This window comes from Streptomyces sp. NPDC052301 (assembly GCF_044593395.1).
Lineage (GTDB): Bacteria > Actinomycetota > Actinomycetes > Streptomycetales > Streptomycetaceae > Streptomyces.
Window position 1 is genome coordinate 270,277 of record NZ_JBIUBE010000010.1, and the last position, 19,800, is coordinate 290,076.

General features: G+C 69.9%; 13 protein-coding genes, 1 tRNA gene and 1 rRNA gene. 2 read left to right on the top strand and 13 right to left on the bottom strand.

Annotated elements, in window-relative coordinates; genetic code table 11:
* Positions 1-2 precede the first annotated feature (2 nt).
* Positions 3-767 (top strand): SDR family NAD(P)-dependent oxidoreductase, encoded by a 765-nt coding sequence (locus ACIHEJ_RS27835; RefSeq protein WP_400139495.1) that lies wholly within the window; start codon positions 3-5, stop codon positions 765-767.
* On the opposite strand, the gene ACIHEJ_RS27840 is transcribed toward ACIHEJ_RS27835, so the two are convergent.
* From ACIHEJ_RS27840 to ACIHEJ_RS27885, 10 genes are all read right to left on the bottom strand, one after another.
* Complete coding sequence (locus tag ACIHEJ_RS27840) at positions 715-993, bottom strand: hypothetical protein (protein WP_400139496.1); 279 nt, start codon at positions 991-993, stop codon at positions 715-717. The two genes, ACIHEJ_RS27835 and ACIHEJ_RS27840, sit on opposite strands and share 53 nt — an antisense overlap.
* A 111-nt stretch (positions 994-1,104) precedes the next feature.
* Positions 1,105-1,575, bottom strand: a complete 471-nt coding sequence (locus ACIHEJ_RS27845; RefSeq protein ID WP_400139530.1) for a Dps family protein — start codon at positions 1,573-1,575, stop codon at positions 1,105-1,107.
* Positions 1,576-1,783: 208 nt separating this feature from the next.
* Entirely contained in the window at positions 1,784-2,158 is a 375-nt protein-coding gene (locus ACIHEJ_RS27850) for a helix-turn-helix domain-containing protein (RefSeq protein ID WP_400139498.1), read from the bottom strand.
* 109 nt (positions 2,159-2,267) lie between these two features.
* A complete protein-coding gene (locus ACIHEJ_RS27855; protein WP_400139500.1) occupies positions 2,268-2,813 on the bottom strand; it encodes a CinA family protein in 546 nt (181 codons plus the stop codon).
* Positions 2,810-3,580: a CDP-diacylglycerol--glycerol-3-phosphate 3-phosphatidyltransferase gene (gene pgsA, locus ACIHEJ_RS27860; protein WP_400139502.1), complete on the bottom strand. Its 771-nt coding sequence runs from the start codon at positions 3,578-3,580 to the stop codon at positions 2,810-2,812. The genes ACIHEJ_RS27855 and pgsA overlap by 4 nt, the downstream gene beginning before the upstream one ends.
* The gene (gene rimO, locus ACIHEJ_RS27865; RefSeq protein ID WP_400139504.1) at positions 3,577-5,049 is read right to left on the bottom strand and encodes a 30S ribosomal protein S12 methylthiotransferase RimO; all 1,473 of its coding nucleotides are present in this window, start codon (positions 5,047-5,049) and stop codon (positions 3,577-3,579) included. Before rimO ends, pgsA begins: the two co-directional genes overlap by 4 nt.
* A gap of 95 nt (positions 5,050-5,144) precedes the next feature.
* Entirely contained in the window at positions 5,145-5,987 is an 843-nt protein-coding gene (locus ACIHEJ_RS27870) for a helix-turn-helix domain-containing protein (protein ID WP_400139506.1), read from the bottom strand.
* Positions 5,988-6,265: 278 nt separating this feature from the next.
* Positions 6,266-9,022, bottom strand: a complete 2,757-nt coding sequence (locus ACIHEJ_RS27875; protein ID WP_400139508.1) for a DNA translocase FtsK — start codon at positions 9,020-9,022, stop codon at positions 6,266-6,268.
* Positions 9,023-9,146: 124 nt separating this feature from the next.
* Complete coding sequence (locus tag ACIHEJ_RS27880; protein ID WP_400139510.1) at positions 9,147-9,827, bottom strand: two-component system response regulator; 681 nt, start codon at positions 9,825-9,827, stop codon at positions 9,147-9,149.
* Positions 9,828-10,101: 274 nt separating this feature from the next.
* Positions 10,102-15,561, bottom strand: a complete 5,460-nt coding sequence (locus tag ACIHEJ_RS27885; protein WP_400139512.1) for a HAMP domain-containing protein — start codon at positions 15,559-15,561, stop codon at positions 10,102-10,104.
* Between the two features lie 409 nt (positions 15,562-15,970).
* Here ACIHEJ_RS27885 and ACIHEJ_RS27890 point away from each other — a divergent pair, with 409 nt between their 5' ends.
* A complete protein-coding gene (locus tag ACIHEJ_RS27890; RefSeq protein WP_400139514.1) occupies positions 15,971-18,730 on the top strand; it encodes a SpoIIE family protein phosphatase in 2,760 nt (919 codons plus the stop codon).
* Positions 18,731-18,774: 44 nt separating this feature from the next.
* On the opposite strand, the gene ACIHEJ_RS27895 is transcribed toward ACIHEJ_RS27890, so the two are convergent.
* The 3 genes from ACIHEJ_RS27895 to rrf all read right to left on the bottom strand — a co-directional run.
* Positions 18,775-18,850, bottom strand: a tRNA-Thr gene (locus tag ACIHEJ_RS27895).
* Positions 18,851-18,934: 84 nt separating this feature from the next.
* Complete coding sequence (locus ACIHEJ_RS27900) at positions 18,935-19,597, bottom strand: DegT/DnrJ/EryC1/StrS family aminotransferase (protein ID WP_400139532.1); 663 nt, start codon at positions 19,595-19,597, stop codon at positions 18,935-18,937.
* A gap of 115 nt (positions 19,598-19,712) precedes the next feature.
* A 5S ribosomal RNA gene (gene rrf / locus ACIHEJ_RS27905) occupies positions 19,713-19,800 on the bottom strand; the annotation flags it as partial.

Below are 19,800 nucleotides of genomic sequence, written 5' to 3' on the forward strand. Positions count from 1 at the left end.
ACATGCCCCTCACGGCGTACGACCTCACCGGACGCACCGCGTTCGTCACCGGAGCCGCCGGCGGTATCGGCCGGGCCTCCGCCGTCCTGCTCGCCGAGGCGGGCGCGACGGTGCACTGTGCCGACCGGGACGCGGACGGCCTGCACGGCACGGCCGCGCTGGTCAAGGACCGGGGCGGTACGGCCCTCGTCCACGTTCTCGACGTCACCGACCGGGCCGGGCTCGGCGAGGCCGTCCGGTCCTGCGAGCGCCTGGACGTGATGGCGGCGATCGCCGGGATCATGCACAGCAGCCAGGTGCTGGAGACCCGCGACGAGGACCTCGACCGGGTGCTGAACGTCAACTTCAAGGGTGTGCTGTACGCCTGCCAGGAGGCGGCCCGCCTGATGCTCGCCAGGAAGACCCGGGGCAGCATCGTCACGATGGCCTCCGGCGCGGTCGACACCGGAGGCGCCGGGCTGCTCTGCTACGGCGCGGCGAAGGCGGCCGTGGTCCAGCTGACCAAGACGCTGGCCACCGAGGTCGGCCGGCACGGCATCCGGGTCAACGCGATCGCGCCCGGCTGGGTCCGCACCCCCATGACCGACCGCCACGACCGCGATGCACAGGAGCATACCGAGGCCGTGATGGCCCGGATGGCACCGCTGGGTCGGGTGGGTGAGCCGGACGACGTCGCCCACGCGGTGCTGTATCTGGCGTCGGACGCCTCGGTGTTCACGACAGGTCAGATACTTCGCCCGAACGGGGGTGTGGCGATGCCCTGGTGACGACCCCCGCCCGCCAGGCGGCCGACCACCGGCCCGCCTCCAGGGCGCCGTTCGCCCCCCGCTTGGGCACACAGTGCACGGGCAGCAGACTCAGCCCCCACCCGCCGGTCACGACGGCCCCTTCCAGCACTCCCGCACCCTGCCCCAGGGCGAGCCGCAGCGCGGCCCACCACCACACCGCCCCGAGTCCCAGCGCCACCGCCCTGCGCACGTTGCGCCCCACCATGGCGTCACCTCCAGCCGGACGCTAGAACCCCACCTGCCCGGCACGGGAGGCGCACCGACGGGCTCACCGATGCAACGCCGGTCACCACGGAGCAGAGCCCGCCGTACCTCGCTACGCGTTCTCCGCCTGGAACATCCAGTGGTGCTTCTCCAGGTCCGCGGTGATCCCGATGAGGAGGTCCTGGGAGACCGGGTCCGGCTGCCCGGTCGCTTCCACGCGCTCCCGCATCCGGGTGATGACCGCGCCCAGGGCGTTCACCATCGCCCCCACCGCGTCGGCGTCCTTGATCCAGCCCGCCGGGGTGGCTCCGATGCCGCTGTCGGAGGCCACCGTGGCGGCGCGCCCGTCCGGAGGGACCCCCAGCGCCGAGGATCGCTCGGCCACGGTGTCGGAGTGAGCGCGCGCGGACGTCACGACCTCGTCCAACTGAAGGTGGATGGAGCGGAAGCGGGGCCCGACGATGTTCCAGTGGATCTGCTTGCCCACCAGAGCGAGGTCCACCAGGTCGACGAGGGCGCCCTGCAGCGCCTCGGACACCGCCTTCAGTTCCGCGTCACCCAACGGGCTCTTCACGACGTACATCCGCTTCCTCCGGTGCTCGGGCGCCGCCATCACGTCCCTCCACCATGACCGCACCACCCGAACACGGCAAATGCACCCATAACGGGTATTGCAGTCCGCAGTCCATGAGAGGTGGAAAAGGCAGAGGCCCCGGCCGCCTCCCCAGGTCTACCTGGAGAGGCCACCGGGGCCTCGCTCGTATCGGGTCGCTGGGCCGCGTACGCGAACCTCAGGCGGCGACCACGTCCACCGCCTCCGCGGGCGCCTTGATGGTCACCCGTTCCGGTGGCACACCGGTCACCGACACGGAACCCAGCATCGGACGGACCGACGCGGGCACGGGCTCGGCGACCGCGGCGGACTGGGCCAGTTCGGCGAGCGCCAGCTCGTCGCTCACTTCTCGCATGAGTTCCGACATCCGTACGTCCAGCGCGTCGCAGATGGCGGAGAGCAGCTCGGAGGAAGCCTCCTTCTGCCCCCGCTCCACCTCGGAGAGATAGCCGAGTGAGACTCGGGCGGACGAGGAGACTTCGCGCAGAGTACGGCCCTGGCGTTGGCGCTGCCGACGCAGCACGTCACCCAGCAGGCGACGGAGCAGAATCATCGGTGGCTCCCTCCTCGGACCGCGTAGCCGCATCCTTCTCGCCCCACCGTACCGCCTCGCGCCGCGGCCGTGCGGGGAGCGATGTCGTGTTCACTCAGGGCTGCAAACATCAAAACCCCCCGTTCCGTTCCGTATCCTGTGCCCGCTCATTCCCAGTCTGTTCGCCCACGAGCTCCTTCAGGAGCAGGGCGAGTACGCTCCGTACACTCTCCATACGAATTTCCGCACGGCTGCCGTTCAACCGCAGCGCCTCGACTTTTCCGCCACCGGCAGAACCCGGCCGGGCGGTCAGCGGTCCGTCGACGGCCACGAAGACCGTCCCGACGGGCTGTCCGTCCTGCGGATCGGGGCCTGCGACCCCGGTGGTCGCGATGCCCCAGTCGGCGCCCAGAGCCTTGCGCACCCCGGCCGCCATCTGCACCGCGACCTGCGGATCCACCGCTCCCCGCTGCTCCAGCAGGGTGGCGTCGACGCCCAGCAGCTCGTGCTTCAGCTCGGTGGCGTAGGCGGTGACCGAGCCCCGGAACACCTTGGACGCTCCGGGTACCCCGGCGATCTCAGCCGCTACCAGACCACCGGTCAGCGACTCGGCGACAGCGAGGGTCTCGCCGCTCACCGTCAGTAGCCGCACGAGTTCGGTGGCCTGAGTGCTCACGCTTCCTTCTCCTCCAACGCCGCCGCACGCTCGGCGATTCCCCGCCGACGCAGCACAATGGCCTGTCTCACGTAGTCGAGGCCGGTCACGACGGTGAGGACGACCGCCGCGGCCATCACCCAGAACCTCAGAGTGGCCAGCCACCCCGTCAGCGCCAGGACATACATCCCGACGGCCACGCCCTGGGTCAGGGTCTTGAGCTTCCCGCCCCTGCTGGCGGGAATCACGCCGTACCGGATGACCAGAAAACGCAGCAGCGTGATGCCGAGTTCCCGGCCGAGGATCACGCCGGTCACCCACCACGGCAGATCGCCCAGGGCGGACAGACAGATGAGCGCCGCTCCCATGATCGCCTTGTCGGCGATGGGGTCGGCGATCTTTCCGAAGTCCGTGACCAGGTTGTAGGTGCGCGCCAGGTGCCCGTCGAACAGGTCGGTGATCATGGCGACGGCGAAGGCCGCCCAGGCCAGCGAGCGCCAGGCCGGGTCATAGCCGCCGTCCGCCAGCATCAGCGCCACGAAGCCCGGCACCAGGACCAGCCGGAGCATCGTCAGCAGATTGGCGACGTTCCAGACGCTCGCCTGGTTGACCGCCGCGGCCGCGATCTTCCCGCCGCGCGCGGGCCTGGCGTCGGCCGTCCCGTCGGAGCCAGGGGCAGGAGCGGAGCCGGAGACCTCGGACGCCACACCGTCGGCAGCGGCGCCGGAACCCGGCGCGCCGTGCGCACCGGAGGAGCCGCCCGCGGCGGATGCCGGGACTCCGGTCATCTGCCCGCCTCCTCGCTCCATGCGGGCGAGCCGGTCAGCGGCTCGGCCACCAGGTCGACACCTTCCGTACCGACCACCTTCGCCTCGACCATACGTCCGACGGCGAGGCCTTCGCCGCTCGTGAGGAGCACCTGGCCGTCCGTCTCCGGCGCCTGGTGCGCGGCGCGGCCGTAAACGCCCTCCTCCTCGTCCACGGACTCCACCAGGACGTGCACGGATTCACCGACGCGCTCCTCGGCACGCTGGGAGACGAGTTCCTCGGCCAGCCGGGAGATCTGGGCGAGACGCTCGGCGACGACGTCCTCGTCGAGCTTGTCGTCGTACGTCGCCGCCTCCGTGCCCTCCTCGTCGGAGTAGCCGAAGACACCGATGGCGTCCAGCCGGGCGCCGTTCAGGAAGCGCTCCAGCTCGGCCAGGTCCGCCTCGCTCTCGCCGGGGAAGCCGACGATGAAGTTGGAGCGCACGCCGGCCTCGGGGGCCTTGGAGCGGATGGTGTCCAGCAGCTCCAGGAAGCGGTCGGTGTCACCGAAGCGGCGCATGGCGCGCAGCACGCCGGGCGCGGAGTGCTGGAAGGACAGGTCGAAGTAGGGGGCGACCTTCGGCGTGGAGGTCAGTACGTCGATCAGCCCCGGGCGCATCTCGGCCGGCTGCAGGTAGCTGACGCGCACCCGCTCGAGGCCGTCGACCTCGGCCAGCTCCGGCAGCAGCGACTCCAGCAGGCGGATGTCGCCCAGATCCTTGCCGTAGGAGGTGTTGTTCTCGGAGACCAGCATGATCTCCTTCACGCCCTGCTCGGCCAGCCACCGGGTCTCGTTCAGCACGTCGCTCGGCCGGCGGGAGATGAAGGAGCCGCGGAAGGACGGGATGGCGCAGAAGGAGCAGCGCCGGTCGCAGCCCGAGGCGAGCTTGACCGAGGCCACCGGGGCGCCGTCCAGCCGGCGGCGCAGGGGCGCGCGGGGGCCGGAGGCGGGCGCGACGCCCTCCGGGAGGTCGGCCGGGCCGTGGCCGGGCAGCGCGACGGACGCGGCCGTCTCCTGCCGTTCGGCCGGGCTGATCGGCAGCAGCTTGCGCCGGTCGCGCGGGGTGTGGGCGGCGTGGATGCCGCCGGACAGGATGGTCTGCAGGCGGTCGGAGATGTCGGCGTAGTCGTCGAAGCCGAGCACCCCGTCGGCCTCGGGCAGTGCCTCGGCCAGCTCCTTGCCGTACCGCTCGGCCATGCAGCCCACCGCCACGACGGCCTGGGTTCTCCCGTGGTCCTTGAGATCGTTGGCCTCGAGGAGGGCGTCGACGGAGTCCTTCTTCGCGGCTTCGACGAAGCCGCAGGTGTTGACCACGGCGACATCGGCGTCCGCGGCGTCCTCGACGAGCTGCCAGCCGTCCGCCTCCAAACGGCCTGCGAGCTCTTCGGAGTCCACCTCGTTACGAGCGCAGCCAAGAGTGACGAGTGCGACGGTACGGCGTTCAGGCATGGGCTCAAGACTACTTCGTCTCACCGACAGCCCACGTCGACGGGGTTGGCCGATCTTGGCCGACCCCGTCACACCGGTGCCCCGCCCGGGAGCCGTCAGCCCGCGACCGGGTCGCCCTTGGTGTAGGTCAGGCGCTGCACCGCGCCCGGCCGGAAGTTGTCGTCGATCTTCTTGCCGTTGACGTAGAGCTCGATCGCACCGGCGTCACCGAGGATCAGGTTGATCTTGGTGCTGTCCTGGAAGGTCTTGGAGTCGCCCTTCTTCAGCAGGCCGTCGAAGAGCATGCGGCCGTTGTGGTCCTTGGCCGAGATCCAGCTGCGCCCGTTCGGGGCGCTGACCTGAACGGTCACCTTGTCCTGGGGGGCCGCGGCGATGGCGCTGTCGGAGGGCTCGCCGGTCGGCGCGGCGGGCTTGTCCTTCGTGGGCGTGGGCGAGGCCGGCTTGCTGGTGGCGGGTGTGGAGCCCTCGGCGACGGACGACTTCGCGTCGCTGCCGGTGCCGCCGCTCTTGAACGCGGTGAACCCGACGAAGCCGATCACGACGACGATCGCGGCGACCATCGCCGCGGTCCAGTTCGGACCGCGCCGCTCAGGACGGATCCGCTCGGCCTCGAACAGAGGTGCTGCCGGAGTGGGTGCGGGACGGCCGCCGTGCTCGGCTTCATACTGGGAGATCAGCGGCCCGGGGTCGAGGTGGACGGCCTTGGCCAGCGTGCGGATGTGCCCGCGTGCGTACACGTCGCCGCCACATGGCGCGAAGTCGTCCGCCTCGATGGCGTGCACGATGGCGATGCGGACACGAGTGGCGCTGCTGACGTCGTCCACGGTGAGCCCGGCTGCGATCCGCGCCTGCTGGAGGGCACGGCCCACGGAGGTACGGGTTTCCTGGGACTCGTCTTGGAAGGGACGCTCGTCTTCAGGGGAGTTGCCGATGGACACGGGGGCGCCTTTCGAGCGTGTAGCCACCTGTGCTGGAAGCTCAGTCTAGGGGGGGTACGAAAGGGTGGGGCAACCGGGCGGTCGTACTTTGTACGCCATCGGAATGGCCGGACACTCCGAGGGCTGGACAGGCTGTTACCCAGGATCGGGAGGCCTACCTGTCCTCTCGCTCAACTTGACGTACGGCAAAGGGAAACGGTTGCTCGCCGCTCTCTAACGGGTGGATCACGACGAGGCACCGCCCGGCGCAACGCGCGCCCACCGGACGGCTCTTAGTACTATCCCTCGGATTCCCCTCGAATCATCGCGAGCACGCCGTCCAGTTCGTCGGGTTTCACCAGAACGTCCCGCGCCTTGGACCCCTCGCTGGGCCCCACGACGTTGCGGGACTCCATGAGGTCCATGAGGCGCCCGGCCTTGGCGAAACCGACGCGCAGCTTGCGCTGCAGCATGGAGGTCGACCCGAACTGCGTGGAGACGACCAGCTCGGCCGCCTGGCACAACAGGTCGAGGTCGTCGCCGATGTCCTCGTCGATCTCCTTCTTCTGCTTGGTGCCCACGGTGACGTCGTCCCGGAAGACCGGCGCCATCTGGTCCTTGCAGTGCTGGACGACGACCGCGACCTCGTCCTCGGTCACGAACGCGCCCTGCATACGGGTCGGCTTGTTCGCGCCCATCGGCAGGAAGAGGCCGTCACCCTTGCCGATCAGCTTCTCGGCGCCGGGCTGGTCGAGGATGACCCGGGAGTCGGCGAGCGAGGAGGTGGCGAAGGCCAGCCGGGAGGGCACGTTGGCCTTGATCAGACCGGTGACCACGTCGACCGACGGGCGCTGGGTGGCGAGCACCAGGTGGATGCCGGCTGCGCGCGCGAGCTGCGTGATGCGCACGATCGCGTCCTCGACGTCCCGCGGGGCGACCATCATCAGGTCGGCGAGTTCGTCGACGATCACCAGCAGGTACGGGTAGGGCTGCAGCTCCCGCTCGCTGCCCTCCGGCGGTTTGACCTTGCCCTCGCGGACGGCGCGGTTGAAGTCGTCGATGTGCCGGTAGCCGTACGCGGCGAGGTCGTCGTACCGGAGGTCCATCTCGCGGACGACCCACTGCAGCGCCTCGGCGGCCCGCTTGGGGTTGGTGATGATCGGCGTGATCAGGTGCGGGATGCCCTCGTAGGCGGTCAGCTCGACCCGCTTGGGGTCGACCAGGATCATCCGGACGTCCTCCGGGGTCGCCCGCATCATGACCGAGGTGATCAGACAGTTGATGCAGGACGACTTGCCGGAGCCCGTCGCACCGGCGACCAGCATGTGCGGCATCTTCGCCAGCGAGTGCATCACGTACCCGCCCTCGACGTCCTTGCCGAAGGCGACCAGCATCGGGTCGTCGTCCTCGGCGGACTCCGCGAGGCGCAGGACGTCGCCGAGGTTGACCATCTCGCGGTCGGTGTTGGGGATCTCGATGCCCACCGCGGACTTGCCGGGGATGGGACTGATGATCCGCACGTCCGGACTGGCGACCGCGTACGCGATGTTCTTGGTCAGCGCGGTGATCCGCTCGACCTTCACGGCGGGGCCCAGCTCGACCTCGTAGCGGGTGACCGTCGGGCCGCGGGTGAACCCGGTGACGGCCGCGTCGACCTTGAACTCGGTGAAGACCTGGGTGAGCGAGGCCACGACCGCGTCGTTGGCGGCGCTGCGCGCCTTGCCGGGTCCGCCGCGCGTGAGCAGGTCGAGCGACGGCAGCGCATAGGTGATGTCACCGGAGAGCTGGAGCTGCTCCGCGCGCGCGGGCAGGTCGCGGGGCTCCTCGGGGGCCTTCTTGGTGAGGTCGGGGACGCTGCCGCCGACGAGCTTCTCCTGTTTGGGGCGCGCTGCCGGGACCGGGGAGGGAGCGGGAGCCGGCTCGGGCTGGGGCACGGGCACCGGGGTGGTGTCCTCCCGGTCACCGACGCTGACGCCCTGGGTGAGGTCGGCGACGAGCGGGGACGGCGGCATGCCGTGCAGGACGGCACCGTCGAGCGCGGCGGCGGCTGCCGCCGCCACGTCCACGGCGTCCATCTGGCGCTGCAGATCCGGCTGGGGCACCGCGGAGCGCCGGGGGCGGCCTCGGCGCTGCGAGAGCGCCTCCTCCTCGGCGCTGGCCGGGTCGTACGACTGGGGGGCGCTCGAGCGCTTCCGGGGGCGCGCGGGCAGCGCCTCGCGCCACTGCTCGTCGTAGCGCGCGTCGTCCTCGGGGAACTCCTCCGCCTCGTGGTCGTGCAGCACCCCCAGGCGTACGCCGAGCATCCGCAGCCGCTGCGGGATGGCGTTGACCGGGGTGGCGGTGACCACGAGCAGACCGAAGACGGTCAGCAGCACCAGCAGGGGTACGGCGAGCACCTCGGTCATGGCGTACGTCAGCGGGGTCGCCGCCGCCCAGCCGATGAGGCCGCCGGCGTCCCTTATGGCCTGCATGCCGTCGCTGCGTGCGGGTGAGCCGCAGGCGATGTGGACCTGGCCGAGCACGCCGATCAGGAGCGCGGACAGGCCGATCACGATCCGGCCGTTGGCCTCCGGCTGCTCCGGGTGCCGGATGAACCGTACGGCGATCACCGCGAGCAGTATCGGCACCAGCAGGTCGAGCCGGCCGAAGGCACCGGTGACCAGGATCTCCACCAGATCGCCGACGGGGCCCTTCAGGTCGGCCCAGGTGCCGGCCGCGACGATCAGCGCGATACCGAACAGCAGCAGCGCCACGCCGTCCTTGCGGTGGGCCGGGTCCAGGTTCCTGGCGCCCTGCCCTATGCCGCGGAAGACGGCGCCGACGGCGTGCGCCAGGCCGAGCCAGAGGGCGCGCACGAGCCGGTACAGGCCCCCGGTCGGGCTCGGCGCCGGCTTCGGGGGCGCGGACCTCTTCACCGCTTTCTTCGCGGGCGCCTTCTTGGCCGGGACCTTCTTGGCCGGGGCCTTCTTCGCTACGGCCGCCCTCGCCGGAGCCTTCGCGGGAGCGGCCGCCTTCTTGGCGGGCTGCTTCTTGGCTGCGGAGGGACGTGAGGCCATAGGTGTGAGATTACCGGTGGAGACGACAGCGGACACGCGTGCCCACAGCTTCACCCGTTCGTGTCGCCCTTGCCGAGGCGCAGAACTGACGCGGGCTCATGGGCAACTGTGGTCCCGTCCCGTGTCAGTTCTGGGACGGCACCGGCGAGCCGCCCGGGCCTGCACCCGGCTCCAGCGCGTCGAGCGCGCGGCGCAACCCGGTGAGTTTGCGCTCCAGATGGGCCGCCGTGGCCACCGCGGCAGCGTCCGCGGAGTCGTCGTCCAGCTGCTTGGACAGCGCCTCGGCCTGCTCCTCGACGGCCGCGAGCCGCGCGGACAGCTCGGCGAGCAGCCCCGCCGACTCCTTGCCGCCGACCGCGCCCTTGTTGCCGCCCTCCAACTGCAGCCGCAGGAGTGCCGCCTGCTCCCGCAGCTGGCAGTTCTTCATGTACAGCTCGACGAACACCGAGACCTTCGCGCGCAGCACCCACGGGTCGAACGGCTTGGAGATGTAGTCCACCGCCCCCGCCGCGTAACCCCGGAAGGTGTGGTGCGGGCCGTGGTTGATCGCCGTGAGGAAGATGATCGGGATGTCCCGGGTCCGCTCCCGCCGCTTGATGTGCGCGGCCGTCTCGAACCCGTCCATGCCCGGCATCTGGACGTCCAGCAGAATGACCGCGAAATCGTCCGTGAGCAGTGCCTTGAGCGCTTCCTCCCCGGACGATGCCCGTACCAGCGTCTGATCGAGCGCAGAGAGGATCGCCTCCAGCGCCAGCAGATTCTCCGGCCGGTCATCGACCAGGAGGATCTTGGCCTTCTGCACCATGGCCCGCCCTCCTCGCCCCGGCGGTACACCGGGCGCCGCCCCAGGGGACGACTCCGTTTCGCCGCCCGTCCTTGTGCCGGTCATCGTAGCCGCACCCCGCCTGTCGCCACACCCTGTCACCGCGATGTCACTGTGCACGTAACGGAAACGCGGGACGAGCCCGGATGGTTCCCGGAATCCCGCGTTCCCATACGTTGACAGCCACCTTAAGCAGGCAACTCCCCGCACACCCCGCAGGTTCCCGCGGTGTTCACATCCCGGTCGGCGGATCCCGTCACTTTCCGCCCATCCACTGCTGCATCACCGCCAGCAGATGGTCCGGGTCGACCGGCTTGGTGACGTAGTCGGAGGCACCCGACTCGATCGCCTTCTCCCGGTCGCCCTTCATCGCCTTCGCCGTCAGCGCGATGATGGGCAGCCCCGCGAACTGCGGCATCCTGCGGATCGCCGTGGTCGTCGCGTACCCGTCCATCTCGGGCATCATGATGTCCATCAGGACGACCGCCACGTCGTCGTGCTGTTCCAGGACCTCGATGCCCTCGCGGCCGTTCTCCGCGTACAGCACCGACAGCCCGTGCTGCTCCAGCACGCTGGTCAGCGCGAACACATTACGGATGTCGTCGTCGACGATCAGCACCTTCTGGCCACCGAAGCGCACCCCGCGCGCGGACTGCGGCGCGCTCTCCTGCTCCGGCACCACCGTCCACTGCTCGGTCCGCTGCTCGCCCTGCGGCAGGCCCCGGCGACGGCGCCGGAAGAGCGCCGCGGGACCGTTCTGCGTCTCCCGGTACGACTTCACCTCAGCCGGGGTCTCGATCTCCACGGCGGACAGCTCCGAGGACTGCTCCGCCTGCGAGGCGACCAGCTCGCCGGCTTCAAGCGGGGGCACCGACTGCTGGTAGCCCTGCGGCGGCAGCTCGCTCGGGTGCAGCGGCAGATACAGCGTGAACGTCGAGCCGCGGCCCGGTTCGCTCTGTGCGTGGATCTCACCGCCGAGCAGCTGGGCGATCTCCCGCGAGATCGACAGGCCGAGGCCGGTGCCGCCGTACTTGCGGCTGGTCGTGCCGTCCGCCTGCTTGAACGCCTCGAAGATGACCCGCATCTTGCTGGCCGCGATACCGATGCCGGTGTCCGTCACCGAGAACGCGATCAGCTCGCCGTCCGGATCGGTCAGCGAACCGGCCTCCAGCAGCTGCTCCCGGATCTTCTGCGGCACGTTCGCGCCGGCCGGCCGGATCACCAGCTCCACCGATCCGGAGTCGGTGAACTTCACGGCGTTGGACAGCAGGTTGCGCAGCACCTGCAGCAGCCGCTGCTCGTCGGTGTGCAGGGTCGCGGGCAGCTCCGGGGACACCCGTACGGACAGGTCCAGGCCCTTCTCCGCGGTCAGCGGCCGGAAGGTGGCCTCGACGTAGTCCACGAGCTGGACGAGCGCGATCCGCGTCGGGGAGACGTCCATCTTGCCCGCCTCGACCTTCGACAGGTCGAGGATGTCGTTGATCAGCTGCAGCAGGTCGGAGCCCGCGCCGTGGATGGTCTCGGCGAACTCCACCTGCTTCGGCGAGAGGTTGCCCTCGGCGTTGTCGGCGAGCAGCTTGGCCAGAATCAGCAGCGAGTTCAGCGGGGTGCGCAGCTCGTGCGACATGTTGGCCAGGAACTCGCTCTTGTAGCGCATCGACACCGCGAGCTGCTCGGCCCGCTCCTCCAGGACCTGCCGGGCCTCCTCGATCTCGGTGTTCTTCACCTCGATGTCGCGGTTCTGCCGGGCCAGCAGCTCGGCCTTCTCCTCCAGTTCCGCGTTGGAGGCCTGCAGCGCCTTCTGCCGGTTCTCCAACTCCTCCGAACGCTCCCGCAGTTGCTCGGTCAGTTCCTGCGACTGCTTGAGCAGCAGCTCGGTCTTGGTGTTGACCGAGATGGTGTTGACGCTCGTCGCGATCATCTCGGCGATCTGGTTGAGGAAGTCCTTCTGGATCTGCGTGAACGGCGTGAAGGAGGCCAGCTCGATCACGCCGAGCACCGTGCCCTCGAACAGCACCGGCAGCACGATCACCTGCGCCGGCGGAGCCTCCCCGAGCCCCGAGGAGATCTTCAGGTAGCCGCTGGGCGCGTTCTCCACGAGGATCGCGCGCCTCTCCTCGGCGGCCGTGCCCACCAGCGCCTCACCGGGCCGGAACGACGTCGGCATCGAGCCCATCGAGTAGCCGTACGAGCCCAGCATCCGCAGCTCGTAGTTCTCCTCGCCGGCACCGGCGTCGTTGCCGTCCATGAGCGGCATCGCCAGGAAGAACGCGCCGTGCTGCGCCGACACGACCGGCGTCAGCTCGCTCATGATCAGCGAGGCCACGTCCTCCAGGTCCCGGCGGCCCTGCATCAGAGCCGAGATGCGCGCCAGGTTGCCCTTGAGCCAGTCCTGCTCCTTGTTGGCGATCGTGGTGTCGCGCAGGTTGGCGATCATCTTGTTGATGTAGTCCTGCAGCTCCTGGATCTCGCCGGACGCGTCCACGTCGATCTTCAGGTTCAGGTCGCCACGGGTCACCGCGGTCGCCACGCGCGCGATGGCACGCACCTGCCGGGTCAGGTTCCCGGCCATCTCGTTCACCGACTCCGTCAGGTCCCGCCAGGTGCCGTCGACGTCACGCACGCGTGCCTGACCGCCGAGCTGCCCCTCGGTGCCCACCTCACGGGCCACACGCGTGACCTCCTCGGCGAAGCTGGACAGCTGGTCGACCATGGTGTTGATCGTCGTCTTCAGCTCGAGGATCTCACCGCGGGCGTCGATGTCGATCTTCTTCGTCAGGTCGCCCTTGGCGATGGCCGTGGTGACCATGGCGATGTTGCGCACCTGGCCGGTCAGGTTGGAGGCCATCTGGTTCACGGACTCGGTCAGGTCCTTCCAGGTGCCGGCGACACCCGGCACATGCGCCTGACCGCCCAGGATGCCGTCCGTACCCACCTCGCGGGCCACCTTGGTGACCTGGTCGGCGAACGAACTCAGCGTCTTCACCATCGTGTTGATGGTGTCGGCGAGCTGCGCCACCTCACCGCTCGCCTCGATCGTCACCTGCCGCGTCAGATCTCCGTTGGCGACGGCCGCGGCCACCTGGGAGATGTTCCGCACCTGCATCGTCAGGTTGTTGGCCATCAGGTTGACGTTGTTGCTGAGGTCCTTCCAGATGCCGGTGACGCCCGGCACGTGCGCCTGGCCGCCCAGGATGCCCTCGGTACCCACCTCACGGGCCACCCGGGTCACCTGCTCGGCGAAGCTGGACAGCTGGTCGACCATCGTGTTGACCGTCGTGACCAGCTCGAGGATCTCGCCCTTCGCGTCGACAGTGATCTTCTTCGACAGGTCACCCTTGGCGACCGCCGTCGTGACCTCGGCGATGTTGCGCACCTGGATCGTCAGGTTGTTCGCCATGAAGTTCACGGACTGCGTGAGGTCCTTCCAGGTGCCGGAGACACCCTGCACCTCGGCCTGACCGCCGAGGATGCCCTCCGTGCCCACCTCACGGGCCACCCGCGTGACCTCCTGGGCGAACGACGACAGCTGGTCCACCATCGTGTTCAGGGTGTTCTTCAGCTCCAGGATCTCCCCGCGCGCGTCCACGGTGATCTTCTGGGAGAGGTCACCGCGCGCCACGGCGGTGGCGACCTGCGCGATGTTGCGCACCTGGGCCGTCAGGTTGCCCGCCATGCCGTTCACGGAGTCGGTCAGGTCCCGCCACACACCGGCGACACCGGGCACCTGCGCCTGACCGCCGAGCCGGCCCTCGGTACCCACGTCACGGGCGACCCGGGTCACCTGGTCCGCGAAGGCGGACAGCTGGTCGACCATCGTGTTGATCGTGTTCTTCAGCTCGAGGATCTCGCCGCGCGCGTCGACGTCGATCTTCTGCGACAGGTCACCGCGCGCCACAGCCGTCGTCACCTGGGCGATCTGCCGCACCTGGGAGGTCAGGTTGCCGGCCATGAAGTTGACGGAATCCGTCAGCTCCTTCCAGGTGCCCGACACGCCGTCCACACGGGCCTGACCGCCGAGCCGGCCCTCCGTACCCACGTCCCTGGCCATCCGCGTCACCTGGTCGGCGAAGCTCGACAGCTGGTCCACCATCGTGTTCACGGTGTTCTTCAGCTGGAGCATCTCGCCGGAGACGTCCACGGTGACCTTCTGGGACAGGTCGCCGTTGGCCACCGCCGTGGTCACCTGGGCGATGTTGCGCACCTGCCCGGTGAGGTTGCGGAACGCAGTGTTGACGGAATCGGTCAGGTCCTTCCAGGCACCGGCAGCGCCGGGCACCTGCGCCTGACCACCCAGCTCACCCTCGACACCGATCTCCCGGGCGACCCGCGTCACCTCGGCACCGAACGCCGACAGCTGGTCCACCATCCCGTTGACGGTGTTCTTCAGCTCCAGCATCTCGCCGGCCACGTCGACCGTGACCTTCTGCGACAGATCACCGCTGGCCACGGCGGTCGTCACCGTGGCGATGTCCCGTACCTGCGTGGTCAGGTTCCGGAACACCGTGTTGACGGAGTCCGTCAGGTCCTTCCACGTACCGGCGGCGCCGGGCACGTTCGCCTGACCGCCGAGCCGCCCCTCCTCGCCGACCTCGTCCGCGACCCGCGTGACCTCGTCCGCGAAGATCCGCAGCGTCTCGGTCATTTGGTTGATCGTCTCGGCGAGCTGCGCGACCTCGCCGCGCGCGGGAACCGTCACCTTCTGCGACAGATCACCGTTGGCCACAGCCGTCGTGACCTGCGAGATCCCGCGGACCTGCGCGGTCAGGTTGCCCGCCATCGTGTTGACGGAGTCGGTCAGCTCCTTCCACACGCCGGCCACCTCGGGCACCTGCGCCCGCCCGCCGAGGATGCCTTCCGTGCCCACCTCCCGGGCCACCCGCGTCACCTCGGAGGAGAAGGCCGACAGCTGGTCCACCATCGTGTTGACGGTGTTCTTCAGCTCCAGCATCTCGCCGGCGACATGGACGGTCACCTTGCGGGACAGGTCACCCTTGGCGACTGCCGTGGTCACCAGTGCGATGTCCCGCACCTGGGCCGTCAGCCGGTCCGCCATCGTGTTGACGGACTCGGTCAGGTCCTTCCACGAACCGGACATACCGCGCACCCGGGCCTGCCCGCCGAGCTTGCCCTCGGTACCGACCTCGCTGGCCACGCGCGTGACCTCGTCCGTGAACGTCGAGAGCTGGTCGACCAGGTTGTTGACGGTACGGCCGACCTTCAGGAACTCGCCCCGCAGCGGATGCCCGGTGCCGTCGTCCTGCGCCTGCGTCCGCAGCTCCATCCGCGGCGACAGGTCGCCCTCCGCGACCGCCGTCAGCACCCGGCCGACCTCCGAGACCGGCCAGACCAGGTCGTCGACCAGCGCGTTGGAGGCATCGATCGCGGACGCCCAGGAGCCCTCACAGGCCCCCGTGTCCAGCCGCTCCGTGAGCTTTCCCTCACGGCCCACCATGCGCCGCACCCGGGACAGCTCACCGGTGAGATGCAGATTCCGGTCGGCCACCTCGTTGAAGACGGCCGCGATCTCCGACATCACACCGTCCCCGGAGACGGTGAGCCGCTTGCGGAAGTTCCCGTCACGCATCGAGACGAGAGCCGCCAGCAGCCGGTTCAGGGCAGCGGTGTCCACCTCGGTGGTGGTACCGCGCCTGCCCAGGGACGGTCCGCCTTTCGCGCGCGCCTTCGTGCCACGCGTCGCCGCGCCAGACTCCACTGTGTCCCTCCCGGAGGGGTAGACCGTTACTGCTGTGCTCGGCCGCTTCGGCCCGGCGTGCCGGTCATCGGCATACCGGATACTTCGGCGTACCAGTTACTGCTGCGTATTTCTGCCAGACGAGATCCGGCCACACCAGGGGCTGCTGCCCGCCGTGCACGGAATGCACGCAGCCCGACCCGACCTTCATCAGAAGCTTGCCCAGTGTTTCACTCTGCCCGAACCAGGCCATAACAGTTCGGCAGCTTCGCACATCGTCCGCACACCCTGGGGGGTAAACACCGGCGACCGGCATCCGCGCGGACGGCGAAGGTAAGTAACCTTGCATGCGGCTGTCCAGCCGCACCGGTCCGACCGGCCTGGGCGGTGGCACGAGAACGAGCGGGCATCGGAGGGGCGGCCGCAGACCATGACCACCGGAGTCATCCCCGGGGGACAGCCCCCGGAGCCACAGCCGACCGGCGAGCTGATGCCGCAGCAGCGGCGCGAGCCGGCCGGCCCCGCAGCCCTGCACGTCGACAACCGGTCGAGGAGTTCTGTGATCACCGCGCGCGCGGCCGCCACCTTCGAACCCGTCGGGCGATCGGTCGCGACGGCCCGGTCGTTCGTCCGCGACACCCTCCAGGGCTGGGGCTTCGCCGACATCATCGACGACGCCGTCGTCCTCACCAGCGAACTCGTGACCAACGCGGTCGTCCACGCGGGCACCCACGCGGACGTGCTGTGCCTGCGCACCGAGGACGGCGTGCGCATCGAGGTCTCCGACCGCTACCCCGAGCGCGAGGTCCCCCTCCAGCACGCCGCCGCGACCATGGGCAACCCCGACCGCGAGGGCGGCCGCGGACTCCAGCTGTGCGCGGCCCTGGCCACCCGCTGGGGCGTCGACTACACGCCCACCCACAAGAACGTCTGGTTCCAGCTCAACCTCCCCGAACGACCGGTCGGCACCCGCACCGCCGGCCCCTCCCTGCCCGCCGACCTGCTCCCGCTGGCCGACGGCCGGGTCCGCGTCGCCGTCCTCCAGATCGACCGGAAGGGCGCCGTCAACGCCTGGAACGAGGACGCCGAGGAACTCTTCGGCTACTCCGCCGCCGAAGTCATCGGCAGGCCCCTCACCGAACTGGCGGCGTGGCCCCACACCCCCGGCACCAGCACCGGCGTCGCCGAGGCGCTCCAGCTCTCCCGCTGGGAGGGCAGCTACGGCATCCGCGGCGCCGACGGCCGGGTGACCCGGGTGTACGCCTCCCACCTCAGGGTCCGCGACACCGGCGGCGAGCCGTCCACCGTCTGCCTCCTGGTCCGCGACCACGAGCGCGCCGTCCTGCAGTCGCCCTCCCGCGTCCCGGCCACCGACCAGACTTCGTCGGCCGACGGGCAGAACACAGACCCCTTCGAGGTGTTCATCGGCTCCCCGGCGCCGGACGACCTCGACGGCCTGCTGCAGCGCACGGTGGAGCGCGCCCGCGACATGCTCGACGGCGACTCCGCGTTCCTGCTGCTGGCCACCGACGACGAGACGGAACTGGAGGTCCGCGCCTCCACCGGCCTGCCCTCCGCCCGCCAGCGCTTCGCGCGCGTGCCCGTGGAGGCGGGCCCCGGCCGGTACGGCTCCGCGCGCATGCCCGCCGTCCACGACGACCTCGCCGCCGTCCCCGGGGCCGTACCCCTGCTCAGCGGGACCGGCATGCGCTCGGTGGTCACCGTGCCGCTGAAGGTCGAGGGCCGCCTCACCGGCTCCCTCGGCGTCGCGGCCGAGGCACCGGGCAGGTACTCGAACGAGGAGGCGCTGCGCCTGCAGTTCGCCGCCGACCGCATCGCCCTGGCCGTCGAGTCGGCCCGCCTCGGCGAGCTGGAGCGGCTGCGCCGCGGCTCCCTGAGCTTCCTCGTCGAGGCCTCCGACCTGCTGGCCGGCACCCTGGACCGCGACCAGACGCTGGCCCTGATGGCCCAGATGACGGTCCCGACCCTGGCCACCTGGTGTGCCGTCTACACGATCGCCGACCAGGCCTCGGACCCCTATCTCTCGTACGTCCTGCACGAGGACGAGGAACTCATCGACGGCATCAAGTCCCTGCTGTCGAAGATCGCCCCGCCGGATCCGGTACCGACCCCCGGCGCCCGCGTCTGGACCGTCCCCGGCGAGGTCGCCCACCAGGCGGCCCTGCGCAGCTCCATGCGCAGCCTCGGGCTGTCCGGCGGCCCCACCCACCAGATCTCGTCGAGCATCGGACCGACCCTGGCCACGGCCTCCGCGGTGGGCGGCGAGACGGTGGTTCTGCCGCTCGTGGCCCGCAACCGCGTCATCGGCATGCTCGTCCTCGGCAAGCCCACCGACGAACACTTCCGCCAGGAGATCCTGGAACTGGCCGAGGACTTGTCACGCCGAGCCGCCCTCGCCCTGGACAACGCCCGCCTGTACTCGGAGCGCACGGCCATCAGCCAGGCCCTCCAGCGCAGCCTGCTCCCGCCCGACACCCCGCACATCGAGGGCGTCGAGGTCGAGGTCATCTACCGCGCGGCCGGCGAGGGCAACGAGGTGGGCGGCGACTTCTACGACCTCTTCCCCATCGGCAACGGCGCCTACGGCTTCGCCATCGGCGACGTCTGCGGCACCGGCCCCAACGCGGCGGCGGTCACCGGTCTCGCGCGGCACGCCCTGCGCCTGCTGGCCCGCGAGGGGCTGAGCGGCCCGGCGGTACTGCAGCGCCTGAACTCCGCCATCCTCGACGAGGGCGACCGCAGCCGCTTCCTGACGCTCCTGTACGGCGAGATGCGCCCGCAGGAGGACGGCAGCGCCGAGCTCAAGGTCGTCTGCGCCGGCCACCCGCTCCCGCTGCGCCTGCGGCAGAACGGCACCGTGGTGGCCGCGGCCGAGCCGCAGCCCCTGCTCGGTGTCATCGAGGACCTCGAACTGTACGAGGAGCACGTCACCCTCGACCCGGGTGACGTGCTCCTCTGTGTCACGGACGGCGTCACCGAGCGCCGTGAGGGCACGCGGATGCTGGGCGACGACGGCCTCGCCGACGTCCTCACCACCTGCACGGGCCTGACGGCGGGCGCGGTCGCGGCCCGCATCATGCGCGCGGTCGAGCGCTTCGCGTCGGACGCCCCGTCGGACGACATGGCGATCCTGGCGATGCGGGTCCCGGGAATCCACAAGGAAGCATGAGAAAGCACGAAAAGGCCCCACCCGGAAGGGTGGGGCCTTTTTTCTGGAGCCCCCAAACGGAATCGAACCGTTGACCTTCTCCTTACCATGGAGACGCTCTGCCGACTGAGCTATAGGGGCCTGTCCCTTTCGAGGTTTCCCTCGCGGCGACGAAGAAACTGTACCCCGAACAGGCCCGCTTTCCCAAACTCGTTCGGGACCCGTTCAGAAGGCGGGCTGCAGCAGGCCGCCAAGGGCGTTGCAGGCCGACACTATCCGCTGCATCTCGCGCTTGGTGAGCGCCGCGTCCACGGGCAGCGTGAGCGTCTCGTCGGCGGCCAGCTCGGTCTCCGGCAACGACACACACCGCCGGAACTCCGGCAGCCGGTGCACGGGCGTCTTCACGGGCACCCGGCAGTCGACTCCCTTGGCACGCAGGGCTCGTGCGAAGGCGTCCCGGTCCGGCCGGCCGTTCCCGGGCACCCGCACGACGTACTGCTGATAGGTGTGCCCGTCGCCCCCGTCGGGCGTCCGTACGCCCTTGAGTTTGGCGTCGAGATACGCGGCCCGCTCCCTGCGCTGGGCTATCTCGTCGTACGGCGCCTCGGACTCGCCCTGCTCCAGCACCAGCAGCTCGTGCCGCTGCCCGAGCGCGTGCAACCGCCCGATGTCGGCCCGCCGTCCGAAGCGATGCACCACAACGACCGCCGCGGTGCGGGACGTTATGGCCGCCTCGACCGCGCCCGGCTCGAGGCAGTACGTCACCGGGTCTATGTCGGCGAACACCGGGAGCGCGCCCACCAGGGTCACGGCCTCGGCGACCTCGATGTTCCCGAAGGCCGGTACGACGACTTCGTCACCGACTCCGACGCCGGCGGCCCTGAGCATTGCTGCAGTTCCCATGTCATGGATGCTGGGCGCGCAACGTGAACGACACGTTACGCACAACAGAAAAAGGCCGGACCCCGAACCGAAGTTCAGGATCCGACCTTTTTGAAAGATTGTTCGGCGGCGTCCTACTCTCCCACAGGGTCCCCCCTGCAGTACCATCGGCGCTGTGAGGCTTAGCTTCCGGGTTCGGAATGTAACCG

What these genes read in the sequence shown, in the direction of transcription:
- ACIHEJ_RS27835 (WP_400139495.1), top strand. Translation starts at nt 3, where the DNA reads ATGCCCCTCACGGCGTACGACCTCACCGGACGCACCGCGTTCGTCACC.
- ACIHEJ_RS27840 (WP_400139496.1), bottom strand. Translation starts at nt 993, where the DNA reads ATGGTGGGGCGCAACGTGCGCAGGGCGGTGGCGCTGGGACTCGGGGCG.
- ACIHEJ_RS27845 (WP_400139530.1), bottom strand. Translation starts at nt 1,575, where the DNA reads ATGTACGTCGTGAAGAGCCCGTTGGGTGACGCGGAACTGAAGGCGGTG.
- ACIHEJ_RS27850 (WP_400139498.1), bottom strand. Translation starts at nt 2,158, where the DNA reads ATGATTCTGCTCCGTCGCCTGCTGGGTGACGTGCTGCGTCGGCAGCGC.
- pgsA (WP_400139502.1), bottom strand. Translation starts at nt 3,580, where the DNA reads ATGACCGGAGTCCCGGCATCCGCCGCGGGCGGCTCCTCCGGTGCGCAC.
- rimO (WP_400139504.1), bottom strand. Translation starts at nt 5,049, where the DNA reads ATGCCTGAACGCCGTACCGTCGCACTCGTCACTCTTGGCTGCGCTCGT.
- ACIHEJ_RS27875 (WP_400139508.1), bottom strand. Translation starts at nt 9,022, where the DNA reads ATGGCCTCACGTCCCTCCGCAGCCAAGAAGCAGCCCGCCAAGAAGGCG.
- ACIHEJ_RS27880 (WP_400139510.1), bottom strand. Translation starts at nt 9,827, where the DNA reads ATGGTGCAGAAGGCCAAGATCCTCCTGGTCGATGACCGGCCGGAGAAT.
- ACIHEJ_RS27890 (WP_400139514.1), top strand. Translation starts at nt 15,971, where the DNA reads ATGACCACCGGAGTCATCCCCGGGGGACAGCCCCCGGAGCCACAGCCG.
- ACIHEJ_RS27900 (WP_400139532.1), bottom strand. Translation starts at nt 19,597, where the DNA reads ATGCTCAGGGCCGCCGGCGTCGGAGTCGGTGACGAAGTCGTCGTACCG.